The organism is Actinomyces israelii DSM 43320 (assembly GCF_000711965.1).
GTDB classification, from domain to species: Bacteria; Actinomycetota; Actinomycetes; order Actinomycetales; family Actinomycetaceae; genus Actinomyces; species Actinomyces israelii.
The window spans coordinates 1-17,017 of record NZ_JONS01000061.1 but is presented as its reverse complement, the minus strand read 5'-3'; the positions used below and the strand labels follow the sequence as shown (position 1 = coordinate 17,017).

At 74.8% G+C, this 17,017-nt stretch carries 14 protein-coding genes and 1 pseudogene; 11 read left to right on the top strand and 4 right to left on the bottom strand.

The genetic code is table 11. From position 1 onward, the window contains the following. Window positions 1–1,087: sensor histidine kinase (locus O145_RS19410; RefSeq protein WP_052375208.1), on the bottom strand; the 1,087-nt coding region annotated here is incomplete at its 3' end. Continuing rightward, entirely contained in the window at window positions 1,084–2,496 is a 1,413-nt protein-coding gene (locus tag O145_RS14040) for a sensor histidine kinase (RefSeq protein WP_169740370.1), read from the bottom strand. The genes O145_RS19410 and O145_RS14040, both read right to left, overlap by 4 nt. A 6-nt stretch (window positions 2,497–2,502) precedes the next feature. On the opposite strand from O145_RS14040, the gene O145_RS14035 reads away from it, so the two are divergent. Next, entirely contained in the window at window positions 2,503–3,174 is a 672-nt protein-coding gene (locus O145_RS14035) for a response regulator (protein ID WP_043564082.1), read from the top strand. Window positions 3,175–3,218: 44 nt separating this feature from the next. Here O145_RS14035 and O145_RS14030 read toward each other — a convergent pair whose 3' ends face one another. Beyond that, a complete protein-coding gene (locus O145_RS14030) occupies window positions 3,219–5,774 on the bottom strand; it encodes an FtsX-like permease family protein (RefSeq protein WP_043564080.1) in 2,556 nt (851 codons plus the stop codon). Next, on the bottom strand, window positions 5,774–6,598 hold the full coding sequence (locus tag O145_RS14025) for an ABC transporter ATP-binding protein (protein ID WP_084682645.1): 825 nt from the start codon (window positions 6,596–6,598) through the stop codon (window positions 5,774–5,776). Before O145_RS14025 ends, O145_RS14030 begins: the two co-directional genes overlap by 1 nt. Window positions 6,599–6,981: 383 nt before the next feature. On the opposite strand from O145_RS14025, the gene folP reads away from it, so the two are divergent. The 10 genes and pseudogenes from folP to O145_RS20035 form a co-directional block, all read left to right on the top strand. Then, window positions 6,982–7,866 (top strand): dihydropteroate synthase, encoded by an 885-nt coding sequence (gene folP / locus O145_RS14020; RefSeq protein WP_043564079.1) that lies wholly within the window; start codon window positions 6,982–6,984, stop codon window positions 7,864–7,866. Beyond that, window positions 7,863–9,647 (top strand): 2-amino-4-hydroxy-6-hydroxymethyldihydropteridine diphosphokinase, encoded by a 1,785-nt coding sequence (gene folK, locus O145_RS14015; protein WP_043564076.1) that lies wholly within the window; start codon window positions 7,863–7,865, stop codon window positions 9,645–9,647. The genes folP and folK overlap by 4 nt, the downstream gene beginning before the upstream one ends. Next, complete coding sequence (locus O145_RS14010; RefSeq protein WP_043564074.1) at window positions 9,647–10,150, top strand: DUF3180 family protein; 504 nt, start codon at window positions 9,647–9,649, stop codon at window positions 10,148–10,150. The genes folK and O145_RS14010 overlap by 1 nt, the downstream gene beginning before the upstream one ends. An 81-nt stretch (window positions 10,151–10,231) precedes the next feature. Then, on the top strand, window positions 10,232–10,741 hold the full coding sequence (locus tag O145_RS14005; RefSeq protein WP_043564073.1) for a PH domain-containing protein: 510 nt from the start codon (window positions 10,232–10,234) through the stop codon (window positions 10,739–10,741). Continuing rightward, the gene (locus tag O145_RS14000; RefSeq protein ID WP_229118593.1) at window positions 10,738–12,501 is read left to right on the top strand and encodes a PH domain-containing protein; all 1,764 of its coding nucleotides are present in this window, start codon (window positions 10,738–10,740) and stop codon (window positions 12,499–12,501) included. Before O145_RS14005 ends, O145_RS14000 begins: the two co-directional genes overlap by 4 nt. A gap of 13 nt (window positions 12,502–12,514) precedes the next feature. Continuing rightward, window positions 12,515–13,456: a Rossmann-like and DUF2520 domain-containing protein gene (locus tag O145_RS13995; RefSeq protein ID WP_043564087.1), complete on the top strand. Its 942-nt coding sequence runs from the start codon at window positions 12,515–12,517 to the stop codon at window positions 13,454–13,456. Between the two features lie 191 nt (window positions 13,457–13,647). Beyond that, entirely contained in the window at window positions 13,648–14,745 is a 1,098-nt protein-coding gene (gene panC, locus O145_RS13990) for a pantoate--beta-alanine ligase (RefSeq protein WP_156966791.1), read from the top strand. 149 nt (window positions 14,746–14,894) lie between these two features. Continuing rightward, entirely contained in the window at window positions 14,895–15,350 is a 456-nt protein-coding gene (gene panD / locus O145_RS13985) for an aspartate 1-decarboxylase (protein WP_043564069.1), read from the top strand. A 62-nt stretch (window positions 15,351–15,412) separates the two neighbouring features. After that, window positions 15,413–16,591, top strand: coding sequence for a hypothetical protein (locus tag O145_RS13980; RefSeq protein ID WP_043564085.1), 1,179 nt, complete (start codon window positions 15,413–15,415; stop codon window positions 16,589–16,591). A 207-nt stretch (window positions 16,592–16,798) separates the two neighbouring features. Continuing rightward, window positions 16,799–17,017: pseudogene (locus O145_RS20035) on the top strand (IS1634 family transposase); the annotation flags it as partial.

The window sequence follows — 17,017 nt, the reverse complement described above, 5'->3', positions numbered from 1 at the left end:
TGCTCACTAGCTCGCCGAGGACGCGCACGAGCTGGCGGCGCACGCCGGGCGGCACGGCGTCGGCCTCCAGCAGCTCCAGGCCCTCGGTCTCCAGGGCGATCCCGCGCCCCGCCAGGACGGCGCGCGCCTCGGCGACGACCTCGGCGAGCGGGCGCGGGGCGGAGAAGGCGAGCACATCGAGCCCGGCCACGTCGCCGGCCGCGCTGTCCCTTCCGGCCGCGCCGGCTACGGCGCCGGCCGCGCTGTCCCTTCCAGCCGCGCCGGCTACGGCGCCGGCCGCGCTGTCCCTTCCAGCCGCGCCGGCTATGACGCCGGCCGCGCTGTCCCTTCCAGCCGCGCCGGCTATGACGCCGGCCGCACCGCTGATGGCCCGCAGGTTGGCCCTCAGCTGCTCGACGACGGTGCGCACCGAGCCCGCCATGGCCGCGAGCTCGGGGCCGAGCGGCGCGTCCGGCGGCTGGGCGAGCCGGGCCCGGTCGGCGAGCATGACCGCCCGGGTCAGGTCGCGCACCACCGTGTCGTGCAGCTCGAAGACCACCAGCAGGCGCTGACGCTCCAGGTCCTCCTGGTAGCGCTCCACCGCGGCGTCGGCGGCCTCGCGCGGGCGGCGCATGAGCCCGGCGACCACCAGGCAGCCGCACCCCGTGATGATCAGAATTATGTCGAAGTCGCTGGAGTAGTAGTCCGAGGGGAAGAGGAGAAGGGAGACGATCCGCCCCGTAGTGCTCGCAACCACCAGGCTGTAGGCCGCCGCGCGGCTGTAGCCGCGGGTGAGCAGGACCGAGGCGCACAGCCACGGCCCGATGACGGGCAGAACAGCGGCGGCGCTGCCGCGCGCCACCACAAGGAAGACGTAGGCGACCAGGAGGCTGAGTGCCCCGCCCACCGCAGGCCGCACCGAGACCAGGGCGATGGCCAGGCCCCCGGCCGCCTCGAACTCGGGCCAGACGGGGCTCTCGGACTCGGCGAGCATGGTGAGCGCGCCCGCGCAGGCCGCGCACAGCAGGTGGGTGCGGCGTCGTGGCGCCCACGTGGACAGGCGTGTGCTGCTCCACAGCGCAGCCCACGCGCGGCTCGCGGCGGTCATGGCGCCGCCCGCAGGGGGATGCTCAGGACGACGGTCCAGCGGCCCTGCGCGCGCCCGACGTCGAAGACGCCGCCGAGCGACTCCACCCGCCGTCGCGCCCCCGTCAGCCCCAGACCAGCGAGGGCTGGGCCGTCCGGGCCGCCCGAGCCGCCCGCGCCGCCCGCCTCCGGCGTCACGGTCCGCACGGCATTGGCGGCCACGGCCCGCAGGGCGCGCCCGTCGTTCTCGACGACGATCCGCGCGCTGCCGGGGGCGGCGTGGCTCGCCATATTGCTCGCCAGCTCGCTGAGGACGCGCACGAGCTGCTGGCGCACGCCGGGCGGCACGGCGTAGGAGTCCAGCAGCTCCAGGCCCCAGGTCTCCAGGGCGATGCCGCGCCCGGCCAGGACGGCGCGCGCCTCGGCGACGACCTCGGCGAGCGGGCGCGGGGCGGAGGAGGCGAGCACATCGAGCCCTACGGCACTTGCGCCGGCCGTGCCGGCTATGGCGCCGGCCGCGCTGTCCTTTCCAGCCGCGCTGGCTATGGCGCCGGCCGCGCTGTCCTTTCCGGCCGTGCCGGCTATGGCGCCGGCCGCGCTGTCTTTTCCGGCCGCGCCGGCCCTGCCGGCCGCACCGCTGATGGCCCGCAGGTTGGCTCTCAGCTGCTCGACGGCGGTGCGCACGGAGGCGGTGAGCGCGGTGAGGTCGGGGGCCAGCACCGCGTCGGGCTGGGCGAGTCGGGCCTGCTCGGCGGTCATGACCGCCTGGGTGAGGTCGCGCACCACCGTGTCGTGCAGCTCAGAGACCACCAGCAGGCGCTGGCGCTCCAGGTCCTCCTGGTAGCGCTCCGCGGCGGCGTCGGCGGCCTCGCGCGGGCGGCGCATGAGCTCGGCGACGATCAGGCAGCCGCATCCCAGAATGCTCATGGGCATGGTGGAGTCATCGTTGCTGCCGACCGCCGGCCCCAGCCGGGACGCGACGAACCCGGCCACGACGCTCAGAGCCACCGTGCCGTAGGCCGTCGCGCGGTGGAAGCCGCGGGAGAGCAGGACCGAGGCGCACAGCCACGGCGCGAGGAGCGGCAGCGGCGGTCCCCCGGCCCCCTGCGCGACCGCATGAAAGGCGCAGGCGGCCAGGAGGCCGAGCGCCGCGCCCCCCAGCGGCCACACCGAGACCAGGGCCACGCCCAGGCCCCCGGCCGCCTCGAACCCGATCCACTCGGGCCTCAGCGGGTACATGGACACGATGGAGGAGCATGCGAGCAGACCCGCGCAGGCCGCGCACAGCAGGTGGGTGCGGCGCCGCGGCGCCCACGTGGCCAGGCGCGTGCGGGCGAACGGGCCAGTGGTTCCCGCTGCGGCCCCCGCCGCCCCGCCTCCGGGCCCCATGGTCGCCTCCCGCCTGCTGGTCGTCCCGTCAACGGCTAGCATCCTGTCATGCCCGCCGCGTCCCCGCCCGCCTCCCCAACGCCGGTGGTCCGGGTCGCACTCGTCGACGACGACGCCTTCGTCCTGACCGCCCTGCGCGCCTACCTGGCCTCCTCTCCCCAGATCGAGGTCGCCTCCACCTTCACCCGTGGCGCCGACGCCCTCGCCTTCCTGCGCAGGGTCCCCGTCGACGTCCTGCTCACCGACGTGCGCATGCCCGGCATGGACGGGCTGGAGCTCCTGGGCCGCGTGCGCGCCCGGCACCCCGGGGTCGCCGTCGTCGTCCTGACCTCCTTCGACGACGACGAGGCCATGCTGGCCGCCCTGTCGCAGGCCGCCAACGGCTTCCTCCTCAAGGACTCCGCTCCCGAGGAGATCGTGCGGGCGGTCCTGGCGGCGGCCGACGGCGGCACCACCATCTCCCCGACCACCGCCTCCCGGCTCGTGGCCCACCACCTGCGCCCCGCCCGCGCGGGCGCCCGCCCCGACCTGACCGGGGCCGAGCAGGAGGTCCTGGCCCTGCTGTGCGAGGGCTACTCCAACGCCGAGATCGCCGAGCGCCTCGTCGTCGCCGAGTCCACGGTCAAGACCCATGTCTCCCACCTCATGAGGAAGTATGGGGCGGCCTCCCGCCTCAAGCTCGTCGTCGCCGTGCACCGAGAGCGGGAGGCCGCGCGGTAGGGGCCCGGCAGGCTCTTGCGGTCTGCCGGCAGTCCCGTCCGGTCTCAGTCCGCCGCCAGGGCGGTCACCGGGGTCACGGCGGCGGTGCGCCCGGCCGGTCGCAGGGAGGCGACGACGCCGACCACGAGCGTGACGGCCAGGACCCCGGCCAGCGGCAGGTAGGGGACGGCGACGCTGACCCCGCCGTCGCCCAGGGCCGCGACCGTGCACGCCGCGCCCAGGACGGTCCCGGTCACCACCCCCAGGGCGCCGCCGACGCCGGCCAGGAGCGTGGCCTCGATGGTGATCAGGCGCCGAACCTCGCCGCGCTGGGTGCCGGTGGCGCGCAGGACCCCGATCTCGCGGGTGCGCTCCAGGACGGACACGTCCGTGGTGTTGGCCAGGCCGGACAGGGCGATCACCAGGGCCGATCCCATGACCAGGGCGGTGACGGCCGCGATCTGGTTGAACGTGGCGCTGAAGGCGCTGCGTCCCGCGGCGCTCCCGTCGACCATGAGGTCCTGGCCGCGCAAGGCCTTGCGGACGGCGGTCTCGACCGCCTGGGAGGAGCCGTCGCCGGTGGCGCGCACCCACATAATGGCGTTGGTGGCCTGGCCGCCGGTCAGGCGCGCGGCGGTGGCGGTGGTGACGGCCTCGCCCCAGCCCTCCCGCACCCGGGCGGTCAGCTCCACGCTGCCGCCCGGCCCGGTGAGGGTGACCCTGCTGCCGTCGGGGATGTCGGAGATCTCGCCGACAATGAGGGTGGAGTCGTCCAGGTCCTCCAGGCCCTTAGCGGAGCGCACCACGGGGGTGACGGCGGCGGTGTCCACGGCGATGACCTGGGTCTGCGTGCTCTGGCCGGTCTGGCCGTCCACGGTCTGGGTGAGGTCCATCACGGGGACCATGGTGGTGGACTGCACGCCGTCAATCCCCCGGATGGTGGAGGTCAGCGCGGTGGTGTCCGTCTGCGGGGTCACCCCGAGGACCGTGATATCGACCGGTGAGCTCTGGGCCAGGACGGCCTGGAAGGAGGAATTGAGGGAGAACAGGCTGACCGCCAGGGCCGATCCCACCATGACCCCGATGAGGAGGGTGGCGGCGGTGGCCGTGGAGCGGCCGGGGTTGCGGACCAGGTTGCGGGCGGCCAGGTGGAGGAGGGGGTAGCGGCCCGAGGCGCCCAGGCGCCCGATGAGGCCCACGACGGCGGTCACCAGCAGGGGCAGGGCCGCCAGGACCCCGAGGGCGACCAGGACGCCGCCCCCGGCCGCCAGGTAGAGGTTGTGGACGAGGGTCCCCATGACGGTGACGGCGGCGCCGCCGACCATCACGACCAGGCCGGTGACGGCGGCCCACCTGTGGGCGCGACCGGTCTGCCCGGGGGCCGCGGTGGTGCCGGTCAGGGCGATCAGCGGGGAGACGCGGGTGGCCCTGCGGGCCGGTCGCAGGACGGATACGAGGGTCACCAGCGTTCCGGCTGCCACGGCGGCGAGCAGGGAGGCGGGGGAGACGGTGAGGCTGTCGGCGCTCAGGTGCGGCACGGCCCCCGAGCGGATGAGGACGGCGGCCCCCGCGGCCCCGGCCGCGGTGCCGACGGCGGAGCTGATCAGGCCGGTGACCAGGCCCGTGCGCAGGACGGCCAGGCGCACCTGGCGCCTGCTGGCGCCCACGCAGCGCAGCAGGCCGATCACCCGGTTCTGACGGGCCACCAGGGTAGTGAAGGTGGTGGCGATGACGATCCCGGCCACCAGGGCGCACACCGGCGCCAGCAGGTTGAGGACCGTGCTGATCACGGTGCCGCCCCCGGTGAAGGAGACGGCGCGCCGGGCGATGACCTCGTCGGCGTCCTGCACGATGGCGTCGGACTGGACGGTGTGGACGACCCGGGCGACCTCCTCGTGCAGGTCGCTGGTGTCCGTCCCCGGCCGGCCGGTCACGTACAGCCTGTTGTAGTCGGTCCCCACGCCCATGGCCGCCAGCTGGTCGGCGGTGGCGTAGACCTTGGAGATGCCCTCCAGGCCCGTGTCGGCCCCGGGGGAGATGACGCCGACGACGGTCGGGCTGGAGTGGACGACGCCGTCGGTGCTGCCGGTGCTGTCGGCGCCGCTCTCGGCGCCGTCGGCACTCTCGGTGCTGCTGTCGTGGCGGTCCTCGGACCTGCTCCTGAGGCGGATGGTGTCCCCCACGCCGAGCCCCTGCTGCTCGGCCAGGGTGGCGTCGATGGCGACCTCGCCGGCGGCAGCGGGCAGGCGGCCGGCGGTCAGGGTGGTGTAGGCGCTGAGGGCGGGCACGTCCTGGGCGGCCAACGTCGCCCCCACGGCGCCCTTGAGCTGGCTGGGCAGGTCCAGCTCAATGACCTCCCAGTGGGTGCCGCGCACGGAGGCGACGCCGTCCAGGGCGGAGACCCTCGCCACTAGGGCGTCGTCGAGCGGGCCCTGGGCCGGGTCCGATCCGCGGTGGCTGGCGACCACGACGTCGGCCCCGCCCACGGACAGGCGGGCGCCGGCCTGCATCTGGGTGCGCATTGATCCGGAGACCACCAGGGCGAGGGTGATGAGGGCGGCGCTCATGGCCACGGCCACCAGGGCGGCGGCGGTGCGGCGCGTATCGAGCAGGGCGGGCATCAGCGGGCCTCCGTCCGGAACGGGGCGACGTGGGTGCCGGCTGCGCGGTGGGTGTGCTGCACGGCGTCGTCGCCGACAATGCGTCCGTCGCGCAGACGGATGATGCGGTTGGTGGCGGCCGCGGCGTTGTTGTCGTGGGTGACCATGACGACGGTCTGGCCGAGCTCGGTGCACATGCGGGCCAGCGTCTCCAGCAGGGAGGCGGCCGAGGCTGTGTCGAGGGCGCCGGTGGGCTCGTCGGCGAAGACGACCTGGGGGCGGCCGATGAGGGCGCGGGCGACGGCGACGCGCTGCTGCTGTCCGCCGGAGAGCTCGGTGGGGCGGTGGGTCAGCCGGTCGCCGATGCCCAGGGCGGTGATGACGGCGTCGTGCCAGGCGGGGTCGGGCCTGCGGTGGGCCAGACGGGTGGGCAGGAGGATGTTCTCGGCGGCGGTGAGGGTGGGCAGGAGGTTGAAGGACTGGAAGACGAAGCCGACCTGGTCGCGGCGCACGTCGGTGAGCTGCCTGTCGTTCATGCCGGTCAGGCTGCGGCCGGCGATGAGGACGTCGCCGGATGTGGGGGTGTCCAGGCCGGCCAGGCAGTGCAGGAGGGTGGACTTGCCGCTTCCGGAGGGGCCCATGACGGCGGCGAGCTGGCCGCGGGCTACCGCGAGGCTCACTCCGTTCAGGGCGGCGACCCGGGCCTGGCCGGTGCCATAGACCTTGGTGAGGTTTCGGGCCTCGACGACGGCGCCGGCCGGCGGGGCCGCGACAGCCAGACTCGCGGCGGCTGGGGCCGCTGCCGGCTGAGGGGCCTGGCGCGGACGGGCTGGGAAATGAGGCATGACCGTCTCCTTACGGGGCGACCGGGCGGGTCCCGGAGTGATGATCCAAGGCTAGAAATCGGCGCCATGACGCAGGAATACGGCGAAAGAGCCGACGCGCGCGAGGCCTCCGCCAAAAGGAGGAGACGCGGGCTGCGTCGTTGGCCCGGACCGATCTCGACGCGGAACCGGACCGATCTCGGCGCGGAATACGACCGATCTCGACGCGGAACCGGACCGATCTCGGCGCGGAATACGACCGATCTCGGCGAGGTGGGTGCGGCCTGCCGGCCGGGCCGGCGGCGCCGCCCGCGCTATTCGGCTGGCAGTGGAAGGACTCACGACTCGACTTATTGAGCCCCGCTGATCCCGAAGAAATTCGCGCGCACCGTTACGCTGGGAGGGTGACTGATGTCCTCCGCCCCGCACCGGCGCCTCTGCCGACCCCACTCGCAGAGGCCTCCGCGGCCGGACGGACCCTTGTTATGGGCATTATCAACGTCACCCCCGACTCCTTCTCCGACGGCGGCCGCTGGGATACCGCAGAGCTCGCGGTGGCCCACGGCCGCCAGCTTCTCGCCCAGGGCGCCGATATTGTCGATGTCGGCGGCGAGTCCACCCGCCCCGGCGCCGCCCGCGTCTCCCCCGAGGACGAGCAGGCGCGCGTCATCCCCGTCGTGCGGGCGCTCGCGGCCGACGGCGCCGCCGTCTCCATCGACACGATCCACTCCGCCACCGCCGAGGCCGCCGTCGAGGCCGGCGCCGTCGTCGTCAACGACGTCTCCGGCGGCCTGGCCGATCCCCGCATGCACCGGGCGGTGGCCGCCTGCGGCGTCGTCTACGTCTGTCAGCACTGGCGCGGCGACCCCGAGACCATGGACCGCCTGACCGACTACAGCGCCCTCGGCGGCGTCGTGGACGGTGTCGAGGCCGAGCTGCGCGAGCGCCTGGACGAGCTCGAGGCGGCCGGGGCCGACCGCCGTCAGATCGTGGTCGACCCCGGCCTCGGCTTCGCCAAGACCCACCCGCAGTCATGGCGGCTCCTGGCCGCCACCGAGCGCCTGCGCCGGGACCTGGGGCTGCCCGTCCTCATCGGCTCCTCGCGCAAGCGCTTCCTGTCTCTGAGCCTGCCCGACTCCACCGCGGCCGACCCGATCGCCCGCGACGCTGCCACCGCAGCCACCTCGGCCCTCGCCGCACTCGCCGGCGCCTGGGCCGTGAGAGTCCATGAGGTCCCGGCCAGCCGGGACGCCGTCCGAACCGCCTCCCTCTGGAAGGAACACCGATGAGCACCACCACACCCGACCGGATCCGGTTGTCGGGCCTGTCCGCCCGCGGGTACCACGGCGTCCTCCCCTTCGAACGCACCGAGGGCCAGCTCTTCACCGCCGACGTCACCCTCGACCTGGGCGAGCGCGGCACCGCCGTCGCCTCCGTCACCGACGAGATCAAGGACGCCATCGACTACTCGGAGGTTGCCCGGGCGGTCATCGCCGTCATCGAGGGCGAGCCGGTGAGCCTCATCGAGACCCTGGCCGCCCGCGTCAGCGAGGCCGTGCTGGGCTTCCCACGCGTGACCGCCGCCGAGGTCACCATCCACAAGCCGCAGGCGCCCCTGGACGTCGCCTTCGAGGACATCTCGGTGACGATCCACCGCACCGGCGGCGAGGGCCACAACCCGCTGTCCAGCCGCTCGCCGGCTCAGAGCGCTGCCCCCGAGGCGGACCCCGGCCGCGACCAGTGGGCCGCCCAGCCTCCCGAGGCCGCCCTCGGCGGCCCGATCGGGGCCCCCGCCGCGGGGGCCGCCATGGATGCCGGGATGGCCGCCGCGGACAACACGGGCCGGGGCGCCGGCGAGACCTGGGCGGCCGAGGGCGCCCCGAGCCCGGGAGGCGCCGAGCAGTGGGCGGGATCGTCGGCGGACGCCGCTCCCGGCGACCCGCTCGCGGGCATGCCGTGGGAGAGCGCCCCAGCCGACGCCTACGCTTCCGACGAGACCGCCCGTCCGTGGCAGCGCGCCGCCACGGACGATGCTGGCATCCCCGGGATCGGCGACGTCTCCGAGCCGGCCCAGCCGTGGCAGGGCGGGCCCGCCGACAACATGGCCGCGTCCGCCGCCCCCATGGCGGCCCCGGTCGACGTCCTGGATCAGCGTCCGGCCCAGCCGGCCGATGTGGTCCTCGCGCTGGGCGGCAACGTCGGCGGGGTGGTCCCGGCCCTGCGCAACGCCGTGCGCACCCTGCGGAGCACCGAGGGCATCGAGGTCTCCAGCGTCGCACCGCTGGCCCGCACGGCCGCCATTGTCGAGCCCGGCGGTCCGGAGCAGCCCGACTACCTCAACACCGTCGTCCTGGCGTCCACGACCCTCTCGCCCCGCGAGGTCCTCGCCGTCTGCCAGGACATGGAGGACGACGCCGGGCGCGTGCGCACCGAGCCCCAGGGCCCGCGCACCCTGGACGTGGACGTGATCACCTACGAGGGCGTCACCTCCGATGACCCCGAGCTGGTCCTGCCGCACCCGCGCGCGGCCCAGCGCGCCTTCGTCCTGGTCCCCTGGGCCCAGGCCGACCCCTTCGCCGAGATCGGCAACCAGTACGTCGCCTCCCTCGCCGAGACCGCCCCCGACCGCGACGGCGTGCGCTGGCTCGCCCTCGACTGGCTGGAGTCCGACCACCTGCCCGCGCTGCCGACCGGCCAGTACGTCGCGCCGCCCGAGTCCGGCGACGACCAGGCTGGGCCGGCCGCGGCCGTCCCCGAGCCCGGGGGCCCCGGCGAGGTCGGGCCCGGCGCCGCGGCGGGCGGCCTGCCCGCCGACGTCGGGGCGGTCGGGGTCTACTCCGACGAACCGGTCGCTGACGTGCTCGGCGACCCGCAGCTGCCGCAGGACCCGAGCTACTCGCGGATGCCCGGGGTCGGCTCCGCGCCCCAGGCCGGGTCAGCGCCGCAGGTGGGCTCGGCCCCGCAGGTGGGCTCGGCCCCGCAGGACGATCCGCAGGACGAGTCCTGGGTCTCGCCCCCGGGCTGGGGCGACGTCCTCGGCAGGGGCGGTGGGCCGGGGCAGGGCCTCTGATGTTCCGCACGCGCTGGGCCACGGTCCTCGCGTGCCTGATCGCGCCCGCCGTCGTCACCTGGGTCGCCTGCGACCTCTCGCTGCGCCATCGCGGGTGGGTGCCGTTGCTGACGTCCTGGGGAGCCGCGGTCGCCGTGGTGATCGCCGTCGTCGTGCTCATCGCCGGGCTCGCCGTGCGGCGCCTGCGCGCCCACGAGCCCACCTGGATCACGCCGACCGGCGCGGCCACGACCGCCGTCGCCGCCCAGGCCTCGGCGATCGTCGGAGCCTTCGTCGGGGGGATCTACGCCGGCGAGCTCGCCACGGCCCTGCTCTCCCCTCCCTCGCCCGACATGACCGCGCTGGCGTGGTCCGCGGGCGCCTGCCTGGCCTCCTGCCTCCTGTGGTGCGGCATCGGCCTGCTCGTGGAGCACTGGTGCGCCATCGACGTCGATGACGACGACGATCACGGCGGACGCGGCTCGGGGTCCTCCTCCGTTCCCGACGGCGGCGCCCCCGCCTGAGAGGATTCTCTCGAGCCTGCCGGCGGGCGGCCCCGCCGCTGGACGGCACCACAGTCTGATCAGTCTGGTCAAGGAGCACGGATGAGCGTTCCCAACGAGCCGACCCCTGACGGCGACCCCTTCAGCCCGCCGGGCGTCGCCTTCCGGCCCGTCTCGCCCAGGCTCATCGCCGTCCGCCTCATGGGCGCCCTGACCGGCCTCGGGGTGCCTGCCGCCGCTCTCGCCGTCGGCGCGCTCACGGGCAGCCCGTGGCTGTGGGCTGGCGTCGCGACCATGGTGGTCGCCGCCGCCTGGGCCGCCTGGCTCATCCCGCGCCAGGTGCACGCCATGGGGTACGCCCTGACCGACGACCACCTCCTGTGGCGCAAAGGCATTATGTTCCGGCGCATATGCGTGGTCCCCTACGGGCGGATGCAGTACGTCGACACCTCGCAGGGGCCGCTCGCCGCCCGGCTGGGGATCGCCGAGGTCCGCCTCCACACGGCCGCGGCGACCACGGACGCCACCATCAACGGGCTGCCGGTCAGGGAGGCCGAGCACCTGCGGCGCCTGCTCGCCGACCGCGGCGAGCAGAGAATGGCCGGGCTGTGAGCGCCGGGCGCCGCATCGCCGTGCCCGATGACGTCGACTGGCGGCGCATGCACCCGATCTCCCCGCTCCTGGAGGGGTGGAAGGTCGTCACCGCGGTCGTCGCGGTCCTCACCGTCCGCAACGTCGACAACCTGGTCGAGGCCTACCGGTACGCCACTGCCCACGGGCTCGACCTGACCCGCGGCGTCGTGCGCTGGGCCGTGGCGGGGACCCTGCTCGCGGGCGCGGCGGTCGTCGCCGTCCTCTTCGCGCAGTGGTGGGTCACGACCTACGCCGTGGACCGCGACGGCGTCTACCTGCGCCGCGGCATCCTGGTCAAGCGGCTGCGGGTGGCGCGCTCGCCGCGCATCCAGTCCGTCGATATCGTCCACCCGCTGCTGGGGCGGGTCTTCGGCCTGGGGCAGTTGACGGTGGAGGTCGCGGGCGGGTCGGACTCGCGCGTCGTCATCGGCTACCTGGGCACCGACCGGCTCGAGGAGCTGCGCGACCGTATCCTCGACCTTGCGGCCGGTGCGGGCGGTGCCGACGGGGCGGCCGGTGCGGGCGGTGCCGACGGCGACCGGTCTGATGGCGCCGGCCCCCACCCCGCCGGCCCCGCTGGCCCTGGCGACCCCGCCGGCGGTGGCGACTCCGCCGGCCCTGTCCGCCGGACCGCTCCCCTCGGCTTCGAGGACGCCGTCGGCGCCTCGCCGCTGCGCAGCGCCGGCAGGCGCGAGGAGCACCCGCTGTACACCGTGGAGCCCGCGATCCTCATCGGCTCGATCATCCGGTCGGTGACGACCCTGGGGGTCGTCCTGATCGTCGTCCTCGTCGTCGCGGCGACCGTCGTCACGATCGTCGCCAGAGGCGTCAGCGCCATGGGCGCCGGCGTCCTGCTGTCGGCGGTCGCAGGCCCCACCACGATGGTCGGAGCCGTGTGGGGCCGCTTCAACCGCAGCTGGGGCTTCCAGGCGGCCGCGACGCCGACCGGCATCCGCATGCGGTTCGGGCTCACCGCCGAGGTCTCCGCGACGCTCCCGCCGGGACGGGTTCACGGCGTGAGCATCGAGCAGAGCCCGCTGTGGCGCCGCAGGGACTGGTGGCGGGTGAGGACCAGCGTGGCCGGAAGAAGGGGGAGGAGCCCGTCCGACGCCTCCTCCGGGTCGAGCGAGGGGCGCGCCGGCGGCGCGGGCAGCGCCGGCAGCGTGCTGCTGCCCGTGGGGGAGCGGGACACCGCGCTGCGGGCGCTGTGGCTGGTGGTGCCCGACCTCGGGGTCCCCGACCCCGTCGGCTTCCTCGCCGCGGCGCTGTCCGGGACGGACGACGACGGCGCGGGGCGGCCGGACGCGCCGGTGGGCGCGCCGGAGCGGGGATTCGTCCGCGTCTCGCCGCGCGGCAGGATCTTCTCGCCGCTGGCCTGGCGCCGCGAGGCGATCGCCCTGACCGGTACGTGCGTCGTGCTGCGCACCGGCCGCTGGTGGCGGCGCACCGGCGTGGTGCCCTACGAGCGCATCCAGTCCATGCGGGTGCGCCAGGGACCCTTCGCCCGGCGCCGCGGCCTGGCCGCGATCCACCTTGACATGGTGGACCACTCGGTGCCCACGGGCCTGAGCAACCTCGACATCGCCGACGCGACCGCGATCCAGCGGGTCGTCTCCGAGCGGGCGCTGCGCCGTCGTCGTGCCGAGAGGCTCGACCGCTGGCTCGCCCGGGCCGTGGACGAGGCCCCCGGAGACCCCGCCGGCCCCGGAGACCCGCCCGGACCGGCCGGCGCGGCGTGAGACGATCGGCACCATGCCCGAGAGCTCCTCGTCCTCCTCCGCCAGCCCCCGCCCCGGCCGGCTCGGCGTCGGCATTATCTCCGCCGGACGCGTGGGTGCGGTGCTGGGCAGCGCCCTGCGCGCCGTCGACCACCAGGTCATCGGCGTGCACGCCGTCTCGACGGCCAGCCGCGAGCGCGCCGAGGCCCTTCTGCCCGGCGTCCCCGTGCTCGGCGTCGACAAGATCGTCGAGCGCGCCGAGCTTGTGCTGCTCGCCGTTCCCGACGACGCCCTGGCCGCGCTCGTCAAGGGCCTGGCCGACCTCGGCCGGTGGCAGCCCGGCCAGCTGGTCGTCCACACCTCGGGGCGCTACGGCATCGGGATCCTTGAGCCCGCCCGCCGGCTCGGCGCCATTCCGCTCGCCCTCCACCCGGCCATGACCTTCGGCGGGTTCTCCACCGACGTGGCCCGCCTGACCGGCTGCCCCATGGCCGTGACCGCCCCCGACGCCGTCCTGCCCATCGCGCAGGCCCTGGCCGTCGAGCTCGGCGGTGAGCCCTTCGTCCTGCCCGAGGCCTCCCGCCCCGCCTACCACGCAGCGCTGGCCCACGGTGCGAACCACCTGGTGACCCTCGTCGGTCAGGCTGTGCGCGTCCTGGCGGCCGCCGGCGTTGAGGACGGCGCCGCCACCCTCGGCCCGCTGCTGACCGCGGCGCTGGACCGGGCCCTGACCGAGGGCGCCGACGCCGCGCTGACCGGCCCGGTCTCGCGCGGCGACGCCGGCACCGTCCGCTCCCACCTGGAGGCGCTGGAGGCCCTGCGCGACGGCGAGGGGCGCCGGCTGGAGGACGTCGTGGACACCTACCGGGCGCTCGCGCGGGCGACGGCGCAGCGCGCCGAGGACACCGGGAGGATCGCGCCGGCGCAGGCCGACGGGCTGCGCGGGGCGCTCGCGCCGGACGACGACGCCGGGTGAGCCGGGCCCGCTCGGCATCGCCCCCGTTCCCGTCTCCGTACCCACGCCTCCTTTCGCCGAGATCGGTTCACTTCCGCGCCGAGATCGGTTCGAGGCGCCCGCCTGACGCTGCGGTCCGGCCGAGCCGGCCGAGGGCGCCCATCCAAGAGCCCCCGGCGCACCGTCGGGACCGATCATCTAGCGTGGGGTCCATGACGCTCCCCGTTCCTTCCGCATCCCCCGCATCCCCCGAATCCGGCGCCTCCGCACCCGGCCACGACCGGGTGACCCTGGCCCGCAGCCGCGACGAGCTCGCCGCCGCCCTCGCCATTGACGACAGGGCCGACAGGGCCGACAGGGCCGACGGTGTGCCCCGTGCCGTGGTGATGACCATGGGGGCGCTCCACCAGGGCCACCTCGACCTCGTGGCCGAGGCCGCCCGCCGGGTCGGGCCGGAGGGCACCATCGTCGTCACCATCTTCGTCAACCCGCTCCAGTTCGCCGCGGGGGAGGACCTGGAGACCTACCCGCGCACCCTGGAGGCCGACGTCGAGGGCCTGACCGCCGTCCTGCGCGCACCGGTCGGGGGCGCGCTCGCCGTCGGGCGGCTCATCGTCTTCGCCCCCGCGCCCGAGGTCATGTACCCGTACGGCGAGCCGGCCGTGCGCATCGACCCCGGCCCGATCGCCACCGTCCTGGAGGGCGCCACCCGGCCCACCCACTTCGCGGGCGTGGCCCAGGTGGTGCTGACCCTCATGCACCTGACCCGACCGCGGTGGGCGCTGTTCGGCCGCAAGGACGCCCAGCAGCTGGCGATCGTGCGCGCCATGGTCCGCGACCTCGCCGTGCCGGTCGAGATCGTGCCGGTCGAGATCCGTCGTGAGGCGGACGGCCTGGCCATGAGCTCGCGCAACGCCTACCTGAGCGCGCAGGAGCGCGAGCGGGCCCTGGCCCTGTCCCGGGCGCTGGACGCCGGCCGGGAGGCGGCGCGGGCCGGGGAGGACGCGGCCGGGATCAGGGCCGCGGCGCTCGGGGTGCTGGCGGCCGCACCCGGCGTCGAGGTGGACTACGCGGCCGTGGTCGATCCGGACAGCTTCGTGGACCTGGCGGGCGCGGGGCTCGGCCTGCCGGCTGCGGGGCTCGGCCTGCCCGCCTCCGGTGAGGCTCGCGGGACCGCCGGGACCGCCGGGACCACCGGGACGGCTCGGCCCGCTGGAACCGCTCGGCCCGCCGGGCCGGTCCTGCTGGCGCTGGCCGCCAGGGTGGGCACGACCCGGCTCATTGACAACGCCCAGATCGACCTGCGGTGACCCACGTCGCCCCGGGGTGACCCGCGGCCCGGCCGCCGCCGTCGGGCCTCTGCCGGCCCGGCCGCCGCCGGGCCTACGGCCTGTCGAGTCAGTCACCATCCGGGTTCCGGGCCTTGGCGGGACCCGCCGCCACACCTACCCTTGCCGCGATGACCTCACGCCTGCGGACCATGATGACGTCCAAGATCCACCGTGCCACGGTGACCCGGGCCGACCTCGACTACGTCGGCTCCATCACCGTGGACGCCGACCTTCTCGACGCCGCCGACCTCCTGCCGGGCGAGCGCGTCGACATCTGCGACTGCACCAACGGCAGCCGCCTGTCCACCTATGTCATCCCCGGCGAGCGCGGGTCGGGGCAGATCTGCGTCAACGGCGCCGCCGCTCACCTGGTGGACCCCGGCGATGTCGTCATCCTCATCGCCTACTCCCAGCTGGACGAGGGCCGTGCCCGTACCTACCTGCCGCACGTCGTCTTCGTGGACGAGCACAACCGCGTCGTGGAGCGGGGGCGCGAGCCCGGCCAGGTTCCCGCCGACTCCGACGTCGCCCGGCTTCAGGGGCTGGCCCCCTCCGGCATTGCCTTCGCCGCCGCCCGCGGCTGATTATTCGGCCTGATCCGAGTCTCGGTCTGCGCGAGTCACTCACCCTGGATAGAGTGGTGAGCATGCAGGGCAAGGACATTTCTGAACTCGAGCTGTATACGCGCCGCGAGCTGACGCTGGCCGATGCGCGCGCGGCCGCCCCCGATTTCATTATTGAGGGGCGCGACGGCGATGGGACGCGCATCAGCATCAACGACCGCGTGCGTCCGATTCTGACGCTCGACGAGGCCTCTCTGGACGTGTCCCTCGACTTCGTCGACTACGTCAAGGAGATTTCTGGGCGCAGCGAGCTCCCCTTCTGCTACGAGCTCGAGTGGCCGGCCGGCCGGCGATCCGCCCCCGCCGGGGACCGCGGCCTTGAGATCGCCAAGGACCTGGCACGCCGGTGCGATGGCGTCGTCGCTGACTTCTACCGGCGCGTGGTGTGGCCGGCCGGCGGGGCGGCGGTCCCCGATTTCGACGACGATCTCTACGACATTCCGGAGAATTCCTTCCGGGTGGTCCAGCTGCGGTGGTTCGTGCGCGAGGCGGTGTGCGCCGACCCGGTCGCCGCCTGGGTGCGGGCCGTCGGCCGGGTGGCGCCGGACTGGCTGCCCACCGAGTACACCGGCAGGGCGCGAATGCTGGCACTGACCCGGGCGAGTGTCGCGGCGGCGGACGACATCAGACGCACCGGCGACTACGGGGTGCACCTGACCGGTCCGGGCCCGATTGACACGGTGGAGATGCTCCCCAGCGTGCCGGAGGAGCCGTACGGCATGTACGACGTCGAGTGCGCGGTCGAGCTCGGTGCGCTCGACGAGGCCGCGCTGGACAGGCTCCACGAGGTGCTCGTCGCGGTCGCCGACGAGCTGGGGGCCGAGTTGGCGCTGGCCGAGGTCCTGGAGGGCTGGGACCGTGCGTACAGCGGGAGCGTGATGCCCGGGGCGCAGGCGCAGAGCCCGCAGGAGGTCAGCCTGGGGGACACGGCCCTGGCCGGGCTGCCGATGCGCCCGGTGCCGTGGTGCTATCTCGGCCCCGCCTATGCGCGGCTGCTCTCCGACTTCCTGGCCGACGCCCCGGCGCCGTGGGATAGCCGGCGCACGGCCCGCGGCCTGGCCCTGCGGCTCAGCAGGAGGCCCGTCCCGGCCGACGACCTGCCGTCCGACTGGTTCCCCGCCGACTTCTGCATGTCGGTGCAGCCGCGGTGGTTCCACGAGAGCATTGTGCAGGGGGCCGTCACCGTGCCGGACTGGTCCTGAGAGGCAGCGTCATGGAGCCCGCGCCCCCTCCGCCGTGCCCGGCCCGCCGTGCTGCGCCCGTCCCGCCGTGCCCCCGAGGTGCCCGAATGAGTAGGACCTGACTCGTGACACTTTGGTGGGGTCTGGGTTTTGAGGTGGGTTTTTCGTTGGTATTCCGTGGTGGTTGTGGGTGTGCTGGCACACTAAGGGGCCGGTAGGGTGGGGGTGGTGAGCCCGTTTCTGCGTAAGGTCAAGACAGCCTCAGGGGCGATGGCGGTGCAGATCGCGGTCAAGGAAGGGCGCCGGGACAAGGTGATCGAGCACCTGGGATCGGCCCACACCGAGGCCGAGCTGGCTGCTCTGATGGAGATCGGCCGGCACCGCATTGCCCCGGACCAGTTGACCCTGGAGCTGACTCCCACGCCACCTGCGGTCCCGGGACTCCCA

What these genes read in the sequence shown, in the direction of transcription:
- O145_RS14040 (WP_169740370.1), bottom strand. Translation starts at nt 2,496, where the DNA reads ATGCTAGCCGTTGACGGGACGACCAGCAGGCGGGAGGCGACCATGGGG.
- O145_RS14035 (WP_043564082.1), top strand. Translation starts at nt 2,503, where the DNA reads ATGCCCGCCGCGTCCCCGCCCGCCTCCCCAACGCCGGTGGTCCGGGTC.
- O145_RS14030 (WP_043564080.1), bottom strand. Translation starts at nt 5,774, where the DNA reads ATGCCCGCCCTGCTCGATACGCGCCGCACCGCCGCCGCCCTGGTGGCC.
- O145_RS14025 (WP_084682645.1), bottom strand. Translation starts at nt 6,598, where the DNA reads ATGCCTCATTTCCCAGCCCGTCCGCGCCAGGCCCCTCAGCCGGCAGCG.
- folK (WP_043564076.1), top strand. Translation starts at nt 7,863, where the DNA reads ATGAGCACCACCACACCCGACCGGATCCGGTTGTCGGGCCTGTCCGCC.
- O145_RS14010 (WP_043564074.1), top strand. Translation starts at nt 9,647, where the DNA reads ATGTTCCGCACGCGCTGGGCCACGGTCCTCGCGTGCCTGATCGCGCCC.
- O145_RS14005 (WP_043564073.1), top strand. Translation starts at nt 10,232, where the DNA reads ATGAGCGTTCCCAACGAGCCGACCCCTGACGGCGACCCCTTCAGCCCG.
- O145_RS13995 (WP_043564087.1), top strand. Translation starts at nt 12,515, where the DNA reads ATGCCCGAGAGCTCCTCGTCCTCCTCCGCCAGCCCCCGCCCCGGCCGG.
- panC (WP_156966791.1), top strand. Translation starts at nt 13,648, where the DNA reads ATGACGCTCCCCGTTCCTTCCGCATCCCCCGCATCCCCCGAATCCGGC.
- panD (WP_043564069.1), top strand. Translation starts at nt 14,895, where the DNA reads ATGACCTCACGCCTGCGGACCATGATGACGTCCAAGATCCACCGTGCC.
- O145_RS13980 (WP_043564085.1), top strand. Translation starts at nt 15,413, where the DNA reads ATGCAGGGCAAGGACATTTCTGAACTCGAGCTGTATACGCGCCGCGAG.